General features: G+C 55.0%; 14 protein-coding genes. 8 read left to right on the forward strand and 6 right to left on the reverse strand.

All coding sequences use genetic code 11. From position 1 onward, the window contains the following. Positions 1-87 precede the first annotated feature (87 nt). Entirely contained in the window at positions 88-783 is a 696-nt protein-coding gene (locus ACX5K5_RS16030) for an EAL domain-containing protein (RefSeq protein WP_459174806.1), read from the forward strand. On the opposite strand, the gene ACX5K5_RS16035 is transcribed toward ACX5K5_RS16030, so the two are convergent. Then, positions 745-966, reverse strand: coding sequence for a hypothetical protein (locus tag ACX5K5_RS16035; RefSeq protein ID WP_459174807.1), 222 nt, complete (start codon positions 964-966; stop codon positions 745-747). The genes ACX5K5_RS16030 and ACX5K5_RS16035 overlap by 39 nt on opposite strands. Next, positions 966-2,399 carry a glycosyltransferase family 2 protein gene (locus ACX5K5_RS16040; protein WP_459174808.1) on the reverse strand — a complete coding sequence of 478 codons (1,434 nt, stop codon included), beginning with the start codon at positions 2,397-2,399 and terminating at the stop codon, positions 966-968. Before ACX5K5_RS16040 ends, ACX5K5_RS16035 begins: the two co-directional genes overlap by 1 nt. Positions 2,400-2,757: 358 nt before the next feature. Between ACX5K5_RS16040 and ACX5K5_RS16045 the strand changes: the two genes are divergently transcribed. After that, the gene (locus ACX5K5_RS16045; RefSeq protein WP_459174809.1) at positions 2,758-4,128 is read left to right on the forward strand and encodes an MFS transporter; all 1,371 of its coding nucleotides are present in this window, start codon (positions 2,758-2,760) and stop codon (positions 4,126-4,128) included. After that, entirely contained in the window at positions 4,125-4,547 is a 423-nt protein-coding gene (locus ACX5K5_RS16050; protein ID WP_459174810.1) for a DUF1801 domain-containing protein, read from the forward strand. The genes ACX5K5_RS16045 and ACX5K5_RS16050 overlap by 4 nt, the downstream gene beginning before the upstream one ends. A 4-nt stretch (positions 4,548-4,551) precedes the next feature. Here the strand turns inward: ACX5K5_RS16050 and ACX5K5_RS16055 are convergent, their stop codons facing one another. Next, entirely contained in the window at positions 4,552-5,661 is a 1,110-nt protein-coding gene (locus tag ACX5K5_RS16055) for a hypothetical protein (protein WP_459174811.1), read from the reverse strand. 204 nt (positions 5,662-5,865) lie between these two features. On the opposite strand from ACX5K5_RS16055, the gene ACX5K5_RS16060 reads away from it, so the two are divergent. The 3 genes from ACX5K5_RS16060 to ACX5K5_RS16070 all read left to right on the forward strand — a co-directional run bounded on the left by ACX5K5_RS16060 (position 5,866) and on the right by ACX5K5_RS16070 (position 7,292). Beyond that, a complete protein-coding gene (locus ACX5K5_RS16060; RefSeq protein ID WP_443444850.1) occupies positions 5,866-6,516 on the forward strand; it encodes a class I SAM-dependent methyltransferase in 651 nt (216 codons plus the stop codon). Between the two features lie 159 nt (positions 6,517-6,675). Further along, positions 6,676-7,065, forward strand: a complete 390-nt coding sequence (locus ACX5K5_RS16065; protein WP_188683793.1) for a DUF2975 domain-containing protein — start codon at positions 6,676-6,678, stop codon at positions 7,063-7,065. Further along, a complete protein-coding gene (locus ACX5K5_RS16070) occupies positions 7,065-7,292 on the forward strand; it encodes a helix-turn-helix domain-containing protein (protein WP_188683795.1) in 228 nt (75 codons plus the stop codon). Before ACX5K5_RS16065 ends, ACX5K5_RS16070 begins: the two co-directional genes overlap by 1 nt. Here ACX5K5_RS16070 and ACX5K5_RS16075 read toward each other — a convergent pair. Then, positions 7,289-8,950, reverse strand: a complete 1,662-nt coding sequence (locus ACX5K5_RS16075) for a formate--tetrahydrofolate ligase (protein ID WP_459174812.1) — start codon at positions 8,948-8,950, stop codon at positions 7,289-7,291. The two genes, ACX5K5_RS16070 and ACX5K5_RS16075, sit on opposite strands and share 4 nt — an antisense overlap. A 320-nt stretch (positions 8,951-9,270) precedes the next feature. On the opposite strand from ACX5K5_RS16075, the gene ACX5K5_RS16080 reads away from it, so the two are divergent. Next, positions 9,271-9,441, forward strand: a complete 171-nt coding sequence (locus tag ACX5K5_RS16080) for a hypothetical protein (RefSeq protein ID WP_188683800.1) — start codon at positions 9,271-9,273, stop codon at positions 9,439-9,441. A 91-nt stretch (positions 9,442-9,532) separates the two neighbouring features. Here the strand turns inward: ACX5K5_RS16080 and ACX5K5_RS16085 are convergent, their stop codons facing one another. After that, on the reverse strand, positions 9,533-11,293 hold the full coding sequence (locus ACX5K5_RS16085) for a plasmid pRiA4b ORF-3 family protein (RefSeq protein ID WP_459174813.1): 1,761 nt from the start codon (positions 11,291-11,293) through the stop codon (positions 9,533-9,535). Between the two features lie 84 nt (positions 11,294-11,377). Next, positions 11,378-11,947 (reverse strand): plasmid pRiA4b ORF-3 family protein, encoded by a 570-nt coding sequence (locus ACX5K5_RS16090; RefSeq protein ID WP_188683804.1) that lies wholly within the window; start codon positions 11,945-11,947, stop codon positions 11,378-11,380. A 155-nt stretch (positions 11,948-12,102) separates the two neighbouring features. On the opposite strand from ACX5K5_RS16090, the gene ACX5K5_RS16095 reads away from it, so the two are divergent. Continuing rightward, complete coding sequence (locus ACX5K5_RS16095; protein ID WP_346059786.1) at positions 12,103-12,801, forward strand: maleylpyruvate isomerase family mycothiol-dependent enzyme; 699 nt, start codon at positions 12,103-12,105, stop codon at positions 12,799-12,801. Positions 12,802-12,864 lie beyond the last annotated feature (63 nt).

Here is a 12,864-nt window from a genome sequence, read left to right on the forward strand (position 1 = left end):
GCGCGCTGTAATGTTTACTTCCGGTTTCCCGTTAACGGATGCTTTCTCTCGTCCAGTCTAAATATCCCTCTGCTAGGGAGCTGTATCGTGCATTTTGTTTTCCAACCTCTTATTGATCTCGCTCAGTGGACAGTCTTTGGGTTTGAAGCCCTGACCCGGTTTGATGATGAGGTTGCTCCTGATGTGCACTTCCGTAACGCCCACGCGGAGAACCGGCTTACCGAATTAGAGCTTCAGGTTATCGACGGGATACTTCAGGCTAGCGTGCATCTTCCCTCAGGCATGCTTCTAACGCTAAACGCTTCAGGTCCAACCATCGAAGCGCTGGGAACGGCAACCGTAGAAATGAACGCTCGGCTGAACTGGGGGTTGGAACTAAACGAACTAAGCGAACCTTGCCTGTGCAACCAAGCGAGGAATATCGCAACAAGTCTCGGTTGTTTGCTGCTGATCGATGATGCCGGAATCGGATATGCAAACCGCTCCCGGATCCTGCAGTTGAAACCAGATGTGGTGAAGCTCGACCGCAGCATGATCAGCTCCTACGTTGACTCAGCCGAGGTCCGCGCGTTAGTGGACTCGCTGCTTTCAGCTGCCAAGGAGACCGGAGCCAAGACACTCGCCGAAGGTTTAGAGACCTCCGAAGACCTCGAACTCGTCCGGCACCTAGCCATCGATTATGCCCAAGGCTTCTACTTTGCAGCTGGGCACCGAGCCGAACAGCTTCCGACGATCTTGGATGATCTACACCGGCGCCTCGGGATCAATGTTCCGAGTTTCTGAACGTCGATCGCGTCCTTGCCCGGTGGAAATCCGAATGACGGGGATAATCTTGATAATTCCCAGAACCAAATAAATCACCGTATTGATGGCTACGAATGATGCCAACACGCTAAACCATGAGCTTGCCAACACGCTCTCTGGTAGCAGTATTCCGCGTGGCACCATCAGACCGGAAAACATCATCACTTAGCCCCTTCTCCAATTGGTTCGTTATGTTCCACGTGTTTCCACGAGGCGCTGCGCCCAAAGGCAATATCTCCGACACCTTTGAGGAAGGCTAGATTCAGGAAAACATCGTAGATCAGTTCGGGGATGACCAGCACCGCCAAGATTCGGGCCTTCCACCCTCCACGCCATGTGGTGACAACGCGTTCAATCGCGAAAATCAGTCCCAGTAACATCCAGAACGGGAACCATACCCAGGTATCCATAGATACCAACATCAAGACCATCAGCAAGAAATAGCTGAACAGGGCAATCACCCCATAGCCGATTCCGATCTGCTGAGCCCAATACCGCATCGTCTGAGGAGTGACCCCGTAGGCTCCTAGATTCTCCAAGGCACCACGCTGCCAACGTAGCCGTTGGGCCCACAGCATCTTCCACGATGGCATCAGTTCGGTGATTACCGTGCATTTTTCCGGCGAGGTCGTCAGGCCGCCAAGTGTTTTGATGGCAATGGTCAGCTCGTTGTCCTCAGTGAGTGCTGCGGTGTCGTAAACATCTCCGGGCTTACCAGGCAACGTATGCCCACGAGAAGCGGCTACTTCGCGCAGTGCTGCGGAGCGAAAAACCGAGGCGGTGCCAGTGAGTACGAAGACTCGGCCATCACGGCGGGAAATTTCTCGCTGGTAACGGGTGTATTCGTTGCGCTGGAACTGGCCGATAAGCCCATGTCCTTGTTCGCCATGAAATAGTCCGCCCACAGACATCAAGGCGCGATCCGCGGTAAAACGGTCCTTCGCGGTACTCAGATAATCGTTTCCGATCTGACTATCTGCATCCATGACCATAACGCAGTCGTTGTCACCCAACTGCGGCAGAAGGTTTTCCAACGCCTGGTTTAAGGCGCCACCCTTTTTGTGGACATTGTCTACGGATTCGAACACATCGACTCCATGCTCCAAGGCAACAGCTACCGTATTGTCGCTACAGTTATCGGCAACCACTACTACCCGGTGAGGTTTAAATGTCTGTTCTTGCAGCGCTTGCAGGGTATATGGAAGGGAAGCTTGCTCGTTGTGCGCTGGAATCAATACCGTGACTGTCACCGCTCCGGCATAGATCCCGTGAGTTCGGGCCATCACGGTCCGCGGGGCTAGCGGGCGCGAAGTCTTTTCGACTGGTGTCCGGCGGAAGCGACGAGTTACCAACCGTTCGCTGAGCACCACGAAGGCGACCATGAAGATGGCAATAGCCACGGCAAAATATAGGATCTTGGTATTTGGAAGTTCAGCGCTGTAGAACGTAGACCAGATTCCGGCCAGTCGGACCTCCACCGGCTTCCAAAGGACCGGCGTTTCCGTTGCGCTCAAAGCCCACCACATAAGCAACGCTGCCACGCAGACAATTGTTATTACTGCAATTCCCACAAGCCGTTGAAAATATTTCGGCATGTTCCCTCTTCGAGTGTTCGCGGCGCAGAATAAGCATCTGCGCCGAGCTTGAACCCCTACCAAACGAGTTGGTATGGCACTGCCCCATCGCATATCGTTCAAACCTAGCCAAGTAAGTAATTTGATCAATGAACTGATATTCACTGTTCAGTGTAAGCGTGAAGTAACGGCCAACTTGTCATAGGTGTCGAAGCCCACCTAGATTGTGATCCACCTCGGCTTTGCAGACTGACCCAGGCGCATTTTTCGGGAGAAACAAGCGGCGTTTTTTGGATAGTTTCGGCTGTTTATCTGAACCCATCCGCCGTATTCTGTTTCTTATACATGTGCAAGCTCCCCCAATGTTTAGTGGCAGCAAATGACCGAGCACGAGCGAAGCGACGAACCGCAGGATCATCGTGGCTCCGCGCCCAGCAACGGCCAGCGATCGTTTATGCACATTCTGGCCAACACCGCGATCGCCAATCTGACCACTAGTTATCTGTGGTTTGCCTTGACCTTTTGGGTCTATCTGGAAACCGAAAACGTCATGGCCACCGGCATTATCGGTGGCTCCTTCATGCTGCTCATCGCGGTGTTCTCGATGCTCTTCGGAGCCATCGTTGATAAGCACAAGAAGAAGTCGGTCTTCCTCTTTTCCGCGGTCTTCACCGCAGCGCTTTTCATCCTTGCCGGGCTGATCTACCTCTGGTTGCCCACCGAGTCGATTCTGAACATTGGCGGCTGGCAGTTCTGGCTCTTCTGCGGTGTCATCCTCGTTGGTGCAATAGTCGAGCAGATGCGGGGCATCGCGCTTTCTACCACGGTGACACTGCTAATCCCGGTGGAGCGCCATGCAAACGCCAACGGCTTGGTAGGCACCGTCCAGGGCATCGCATTCATCGCCACCAGCGTGTTCAGTGGACTGTCAATCGGATTGCTCGGCATGGGGTGGACGCTGCTGCTCGCGATCCTGCTGGTCATCGTCTCCTTGGTCCACCTGTTGACCATTTCACTACCCGAAGATGAGCCAGAATCAGAGCCCGAGCACTCTAAGACCGCGGATTTGAAAATGGGTTTCACGACCATCCTCGCGATTCCTGGTCTATTCGCCCTCATCATTTTTTCGATGTTTAATAACTTCATCGGTGGCGCCTACATGGCGCTGATGGATCCCTACGGTTTGACGATCATGTCGGTGGAGGCCTGGGGCATCGTTTTTGGTGTCGCATCCACCGGATTTATCGTCGGCGGCCTGCTGATCGCAAAGTTTGGCTTGGGAAAGAACCCGATTCGAACCCTGCTCATGGCGGTGGTGGTCATGGGGATACTCGGCGCGATCTTCACCATCCGCGAATGGGTCTGGCTCTACGTGCTGGGCATCTGGCTTTATATGGTGCTGATTCCAGCGGTCGAGGCCTCGGAGCAAACCGTCATCCAGAAGGTCGTGCCATTTCGAAGGCAAGGCCGCGTTTTTGGGTTCGCGCAGATGCTCGAGGCTGCTGCCGCCCCGATCACCGCGTTCCTCATCGCTCCGCTAGCGCAATATCTGATCATCCCGTTCATGAAGACCACCGAAGGTGACAAAACGTTCGGTTGGCTCGTTGGCCAAGGCGACGCCCGCGGAATTGCGCTGATTTTTCTTGCCGCTGGGTTGATCATGGCTCTCGTGGCCCTACTCGCAATGACCAGCAAACAGTACCGAAAACTTTCGGAGATTTTCCTACAGCCAGAAACGAGTCTTCCTTGAGCACCGCAAAAACGCAGCCCACCGACGCTAATGTCGCAGATTTCATCAACGCGGCCACTCCGCTCAAACGCCGCGAAGACGCACAGGTCTTGGCGCAAATCTTCGCCCAGGTTACCGGCGAAAATCCCGTGCTGTGGGGACCATCCATCGTGGGTTACGGGCAATACACCTTCGTTTCCCCGTCAAATCCCAAGCACACTGGAATCTGGCCAAAGACCGGATTTTCCCCACGCAAGGCCCAACAGTCCATTTATGGGCTCAAGGATCTACCCGAACGTGCACAACTGCTCCCCCAGCTAGGTAAATACACCGAGGGAGCAGGTTGTGTTTATGTGAAAAAACTTGAGGACATCGACCTGGCGGTCTTGCGGCGACTCATCGCCATCGCTTACGCACGGGAAGATGAAACCAGCATGTAGGTGCTTATTCGGTTTCTTCGATCAGGCTTTCGGCTTCGCTGACGCCGGCCGAGATCACCGGAAGCAGGCGCTCGTCCACTTCGTATTCCTCGCCCTTGGACTTCAGCAGCCCGAAGCCCTCCAAGGAAACAAGTGCCTGCCGTGCTTCGGGAAGTACCGCGTCGAAGTTCTTCGGTCCGCAGTTACGGCGAAGCGCCTCGAGATCTGCCGGGCGGCCGGTGACCGCGGTGACCAATAGGTTACGGAGTACCAGGAAGTAGGCTTCGTCGCGCTCGGTGAAGGCCTGGTTTGGCACCAGATGGCTCTGAACGCACCCAACACCCATCTCAAAGAGCAGCTGTGCGCTCTCGGATTCTTCGCCCTCAATCAGATGTGCGAAGGCCTGGTCATCACGCACGATCCGTCCCTCGGATGGGTCAACCACCGAGAGGATCGCAGCGTTCCATACATGGGCGAAAACATCCGGTGCCGGCGCATCCACCGGAACGGTAGCGGCATCTACGCCTACCGAGGCCATGACTCGCACACGATCTTCGTTGGCCGCTTCACTAAACGCGGTAATGTCCACACCGTCACCCAATGCCTCGGAGAAGGCCTTGACCTTGGTGTAAAGATCGGTGCCTCGAAGCAACTCGCACAGCTGCGCGTCGTCTTCGGCGAAACCATTCAGTGCGTCGTCCAATAGTTCACGCAGCTCGGAAAGATTCTCCTCGCCACCTTCCCAGATGCCACGCTCGTGCTGGTAGGAGAAGAACTCAAGCCACGCGCTGAAGATCGGCTCGGCTTCCAAACCTTCGGGCAAATTGACTAAGAACTCAGCGAACACTTCGCCGAAGAGCTCTGGTTCAATGTGGTGCAGATTTGAACTGCGCGCATGCTCGGCATATTCGGCACCAATCGAGCGCACGACACCCAGCTGAATTTCAGCGACCTGCGCGGCTTCTTCCGAGCCAAAAGCCGGTGCCTTTTCGCTGACCCACATCGCGTAGTCTTCACGCAACGAGTCGACGAGAATTTCGGCCTGGATCCGAAATACACTGCGGCCGCGCTGTGCTGCCTTGGCCGGGTTACCTGCACCGGAATTCTTCTTGCCCTGTTTCTTCTTGCTAGCCATGAAACGTCCCCTAAATCTGTGCGGAATTGCTTATCTCAAGCCTACGGTGCACCAGCAATACACGTCTCCTTGGATGGGCAAGGAATCATGTGATTTGCTCGACCACTGGCAATGTTTGCGTCAGAGGCAAAGTGAGGCGAATATGTGGTGATTCCGCCCTAGAGTTGAAGAAAGCAGGTCGTTGAAATTTAGAGCGGGGAACCCATGCATTCACATCACCATCAGACCGAGACCGATCACGTAGCCTTCTGGGAAAACCACTACGGTCAGTCAGAGCGCGTCTGGTCCGGAAACGTTAATAAGGTACTGGCCGATACCGTTGCAGATCTTCCCGTTGGCAGAAGCCTAGACTTCGGTTGCGGCGAAGGGGCCGATGTTTTGTGGCTCGCCAGCAAGGGCTGGAAAGCCAGTGGTGTGGACATTTCCGCCACCGCGGTCACACGCGCGCAGGCAGATGCAGCCAAGCATGACTTCAGTGAACAGCAGGCCCGCTTCATCACCGCAGACCTCACCACGTGGACTACCGATGAGCAATTCGACCTGGTGACCTTGAGCTTCTTCCAGGCTCCTTTCGAATTTCCGCGCGCCAAAACTCTGCAGAGCGCCGCATCCTTGGTAGCACCCGGTGGACACCTACTGGCGGTTTCGCACGCGGCCGCACCATCATGGACCACTAATGAGCAGATGGCGCAGCATTCCTTCCCAAGCCCGGAATCCGAGCTGGTTGCACTGGATTTGGACCCAGAGCAATGGAATATTCTTCGAGCAGAAATCGCCGAACGCCCCATCACCGACCCGGATGGTAACCCGGCGACGCTTCAGGACACCGTGGTGTTCGTGCAGCGACGAGCCTAAGGCCCTCTTCCCGAAGAAGGATTGACAGTATCTATTGATTTTCGATAGATAATGATCGATAATCGACTTATGAATACAGCGCTGACAATCCTTCTCCGGGCCTTTCTTGTCCTGATATTCCTGGGCTGCTTACTTTGGCAAGTATGGGTGGTACCGACTTTGGCTCAAGAAAATGCAAGCCAGTTCCCTGAAGTCGCCTTCCTCGCCGCCCCCTATGCCGCGGTAGTGATCATTGGAATCGCGTGCATGCAGACGGCACTGGTGGCAATTTGGAAACTGTTGTCTTTGGTAGAGCGTCGCACCATCTTTAATCAGCGCGCCTTCGTGTGGGTCAACACCATCATTGGGGCCATCGCACTTGCCACCGTTTTAGTGCTGGGGCTAGGTATTCACTTGCTGGGAATTATTAACGTGGGAGGCCCAGGCATCGCTTTAGCCGTTATGGCTGCCACGGTCTGCGGAATCGCATTTCTTTTGCTAATGCTGGTCATGAAAGGCTTACTGCGTGGAGCGACTAGCCTCGAAGATGAATTAGCAGAGGTGGTTTGATGCCCATCATCATCGACATCGACGTGCAACTAGCGAAACAGAAAATGTCGGTGGGAGAATTCTCCCGGGCCGTCGGAATCTCGGCAGCGAATATTGCTGTGTTGAAGAACGGCCGTGCCAAGGCGGTTCGTTTCACCACCCTGGATTCCATCTGCCGGGTACTTGGCTGCCAACCCGGAGACATCTTGCGCTGGGAGCCAGAAGAATCTGGGGAGAAACCTTCCTAGGACAGCCCCACCGCGTTCCCGTTGCCATCAACATCCATGTGCATGGCAGCGGGTACCTTGGGAAGACCTGGCATGGTTGTCAGCGTTCCGGTGATGGCCACGATAAAGCCAGCACCAGTCTTAGGAATCAACTCACGCACCTGCAGCGTAAAGCCCCCGGGGTCGCCTAGAAGAGTTGGGTCATCGGAGAAGGAGTACTGGGTTTTAGCTATACATACCGGTAGCTGGTCCCAACCGTTGGCGTGGATCTGTTCAAGTACTCGCTTAGCTTTTGCGGAGTATTCCACCCCGGCTGCTCCATACATCTCGCGCACCACGGTAGAAATCTTCTCCTCGACGGGCAGCTGCAACTCATATAGTTCCGCGTAATTGCTTGGCTCCTCGATAGTCCGCAAAACCGCGGAGGCCAAATCGCCGGCACCTTGACCGCCTTGGCCCCACACGTCTGCGACTGCGCATTCAACCCCGTGCGCCTGCGCCCACTGCGTGACCACGGCCAGTTCGGCCTTGGTATCTAAGGTGAACTGGTTGATGCCAATAACCGGCTGGACGCCGAACTTCTTGATATTCGAGACATGCCGCGCGAGATTCGGCAGTCCATCGCGGACCGCCGCAACATTTTCTTTACCCAGCTCATCTTTGGTCACTCCGCCGTGCATTTTCAGAGCACGGACTGTCGCAACGATTACCACCGTGTCGGGGGCGCATCCGGCATAGCGGGCTTTAATGTCCATGAATTTCTCGGCACCCAGGTCGGTACCGAAACCGGCTTCGGTCACCACGACATCGGCGAGCGCTCGTGCGGTATTGGTGGCGATGGCCGAGTTGCAACCGTGGGCAATGTTGGCGAACGGTCCGCCGTGGATAAATGCGGGCGTGCCACCGATGGTCTGCACCAGATTGGGCTTGATTGCATCCTTGAGCAGCAACGCCATGGCACCGGCAGCACCCAAATCATCAACGGTGACCGGAGCCTTGGCATAGCTATAACCAATAGTCATCCGGCCCAGTCGGGCACGCAAGTCCGTAAGCCCGGTGGCCAGGCAGAAAACCGCCATGACCTCGGAAGCTGCGGTGATTTCAAATCCGGTTTCCCTCGGTACCCCATCGGTCACCGACCCAAGCCCGATCACCACATGACGCAGCGCGCGGTCGTTCATATCCGTCACACGTTTGAAGGTGATGCGTTGCGGATCAATGCCAAGCGAGTTTCCCTGCTGCAGGTGGTTATCCACCAGTGCCATCAACAGGTTGTTGGCACTGGTGATGGCATGAAAGTCCCCGGTGAAGTGCAAGTTGATTTCATCCATGGGCAGCACCTGCGAGTAGCCACCACCGGTGGCCCCGCCCTTCATCCCGAAGCTTGGGCCCACAGAAGGTTCACGCAAGGCGATCATGGTTTTACTTCCGGCAGCCGTTAAAGCATCACCTAAGCCCACCACCATGGTTGATTTACCTTCACCAGCGGGCGTTGGTGACATGCCGCTGACCAGGATCACCTTTCCCGGACGGTCCTTGCGAGCGGCCAAAAGGGACGGATCCACTTTGGCTTTGTACCTGCCATAGGACTCAACGGCCATATCCGGGATCCCCGCAAGCCGTGCAATCTCGGATATTGGCCTGATTACCGCCCGCGAAGCGATTGAAAGATCGCTCATATCGGTTCCTGGCCTCGCTTCCATCGTGTGTCCCCTTTGCCTGGCTTGCCGCATTGCGGTCAATGAGGAAGTCCAAGGTTTATGGTTTTCCTCGATTGATCTACAAGCTACCACTGTGCTGCGCACGGGGATCGAACCTCGCGGGTACTTCGACAATATCCAAACGTTGCTGATCAGTTAGCTGAGAGCTTTATTAAAACGCTCGCAAACCTCGCAGAGCAGTGCTAGATTGGCCGGGTAAGGATCGCTCGACCCCTTAGTCCTTGGTCATTATTGGCAGGCAAGAGGTCGGCGGCGGAAGTTCGAGCATAGGGAGATGTATGAAAGAAAGCGTCCCAACGAATTCCACCGATACTTCGGATCAGACGCTGGAGGATCATATTTCGGATCCCGCGCTTTCCGATGAAGCGGGACATGACTGGACCGATGAAGGTGGGGCAACCCCTGCTGGTCCTGCAACAGATGTCAGTCCCGACGGATCCCAGCGATAACCAACCCATAAGCGCATTCGCTCCCCGTCGGTGCCATCACCTAGTGACGGTCACCGGCGGGGAGCATTATTTTGCCTAGCCGTTTCGGGTTCTAGAATTCGAGTTCAAGAGCCTCGTTGATTTCCTCGATACTAAACGCTGCAGGATCGATCTCCTCCATACCCATCTCTTCAAACCATTCCGAGACTTCGCCGTGTTCTGCATGAGCTGAGTCGTTCATAGCTTTGAGCATTTCTGCCCAACCCCAGGGGCCACCGCTATCTTCGATGGGTGCCATACGGCGACCGCCGGTACAACGGGGAAGTTGACCTTCGGCAGAGTCGAGGACTTTCTCTACATCAATCCGCACTTCCCAGCCGTCTCCAAAGTCGTAGGCGTAATCTAGGCGGTCTTTCTCTGCCTTGAGTAGTTCGGAAACAAGGAAGGCGTCCTCGACTTCGTCGTATTCCATCTCCTCAATTTCGGGCCCATAGCTGGTGCCTTTATATCCCCCGGAGCGGAATTCGTGGAGATGTCCGTCGTACCAGTCGAAACTCGCCTGAATGATATCGTGTAGATCGCCTAAGTGCAGATCCATCGGCACTAGAACTCTGCGCCAGATCGGTGGCTTGGTTGCTTGTAATCCAAGCTTGAGCTGCAGCACCTTGCCGGTATATGGCTCTTCGCGTTTCAAGCGTTGTGATTCGTCCGGGAGCAACGCCATAAGCTCGTCCCACTTCGAGTCCAGTTGCTGTTCATCCAAGTTTTCGTCCTCTATTTCTTCATCAATATCGGTCAAAAATGCTGCGACGAAACCGGGGAGTGAATAATATTCTCCCTCTTCGACGAGCCCTAGTGTGCGCAATACTGCCATGCGTTGATGGGCGGCTTCCCACACGGAGGCGGAGAATTGTTCATCGCGAGGTTCGGCGACTTCATGCCCCATGGCTTCGATGCCTTCAAGTATCCACAAGTTGGCCAGACCCCACGTCTCGACCACCAATGGATCGGTGTCTTCAGGCATTTCAAGGTAGGAGTCGAGGAAGGTCTGCATGAACATGTAAATCGTCGCAAAGCCCTCCTCACCGGTTGATTTCTGGAACTCGGAGAATCTGGCGCCTGCAGATAACTGATTTGGTGCTTCGAGCGCGACTACTTCCGCCCTCAACAACCCCATGAAGGTGAAGGTCAGGACCTGCTCAGCCTGCTCGGTATTGAATGCCTTGAGCACCCCGTCACTGAGCGCTTTCGCGGCATTGGGGATGAAATCTTCGTCAAGAATTCTTCCTTGAACGGGTCCTGTTTCGTTGGCGCACCACTGTGCGAAATTTCGGGCCAAATGCACCAGTGGAAGCTTGGTAATATCGGTCAGCAGAAGATCTTCAAGCTCGCCCTTTGCTGCTGATACTTCGAGGTCGTCTGTCGCAAAAAGACTAGGCCCCTCGAGTTTGCTCCGCAACCACTGCAAATCTTGGTTGCTCTTTTCCCAAAGAACCATCTCTTCGAGGTAATCAAGATAGTCTGCCCAAGCCATGTGGATCAATCCGCGCATCTGTTCAGCTTGTTCGGCTGGTTCAAAGCCAGATTGGAACTCGATCAATTCCTCCATGGCGGCGAAGAGAAGACGCACGTCAAATTCGGTCACCGAGTCCAACGGGGCACTATCGGCATAACCATATAAAGTTTCTCGAACCGCGGCCAGCACCACTAATGAGGTCTCCGTGTCCACATCAAATTGGCTATACCAGCGCACGAACTTAGGCGTCATCGCATCAATTCCGCGATCGATCTTGACCTGCCCCACCGAGACCATGCCTTGTTGGCTACGACCCGGGTGCCCCTGTTTTGGTTGCTTCTTTTTGTTCTTGGCCACAACGATTCCTTCATACACCGACAGCTTTGTTTCAAGGCTAACGGTTCTTGGCTCTTTTCGCGTTGGCTACAGATCTGTCGATAGTTATCGTGCGTAGTCAAACATTTTGTTGACTTGTTGCTTGTCAAAAAGTGCGGCATCAAACTGCTCACCTTCACGGAGCAATAGCCACTCGCGGTACTCCGCAAGGTTAGGGTGATTCGGATCTTTCAGCGCTTCGATGACCATTGCCCAGCCCAGCGGGCCACCGGAGTCTTCCCGCGGGGCCATACGCCGCCCTCCGATGCAGCGCGGCAGATCACCGGTCTCACCGAAGAGTACCTGTTCTAGCTCAATACGCACTTCCCAATAATGGCCGAAGTCATAAACGTAATCGAGCATGCCTCGTCGAGACCATGGAAGGTCCCCAAGGAACACAGTGGATTCATCAACGTCCGACATAATCTCGGAATCCGGGGCGCCGTAACTCACGCCATGAACACCATCAAGTTCAAACTGGTGTGGGTGTGCGTCGTACCAACCGAAGCTGTATTGGATCACTTGGTGCAGCTGGTCTAGTCGCATCGATGACGGAACCAACACCCTGCGCCAGATGGGCGGGCTGGTGTCCCTTATCTTTAGTTTCAGCTGCATTACCGAAGGTTTTGAGCGCATCAGCTCTTACTCCTGAACATTTGATCGCTAATCTTCAAAACTGGATTGTTGCGCGCCACGCACCGAATAGAACTTCCCAGGTTCGCGGCGATACTCGTTTGATATAGAACGACTTTCCCATGCTATTTCAAACCCCACGTTGGTAGGGTGACACCATGATCAACACCGCTCGATTGCACTCAGACCTGTCCCGCCTGAACCGTGAAACCTCAATGATGATGGCCACGATTGACACTTTGTCTGCAGAAGAACTTGCAGCCGACTCCCTCTGTGAGGGGTGGAGCCGCGCCCACGTCATCGCCCACCTTGCCTCCAACGGCCGCACCCTGGTCAAGCTCATCGATTGGGCGATCAGTGGCGAACCACAGCAGCTTTATGCGTCCACCGAGGCACGCAATGCGGAAATTGCCGAACTTGCCGCTTTGCCTGGCGAAGAACTGCTTTCCCGCTTCCGCGACGCGGCCAGCTACTTCGCCGAACAGTCCGAACGTCTCACCGGCGAACTAGCCGTTGACGAGGTTGATCTGCACGGCAAGATCATCCCTGCAACATCCATCGTGGCACTGCGCATCGCCGAAGTAGTCATCCACCACCATGACCTTCAAACCGCATGGACCATCGAAGAAGCCGATCCTGATTCACAGGAAAACGCCGTCGAGGCAGCAGTGCGCACCATGCGTGTGAAGAACGCCCCTGGCATGACGCTACTGAGCGAAGAAGGCGACGAGTGGGTTATCGGTGACGGTTCGCTACAAGTTCGTTCAGACCGTGAAGGTTTCATCGAGTGGTTGGCCCGAGGCCAGTCCCGGCATATTGAAGCTGATGGCCCAATCCCGGTTCTGCCTGCCTGGTAGCACCAGCACAGAGCTACTGTAGGCTGCGGAACTCATCGAGTTCCGCAGCCTACATTTTTGAGT

The organism is Glutamicibacter bergerei (assembly GCF_054495185.1).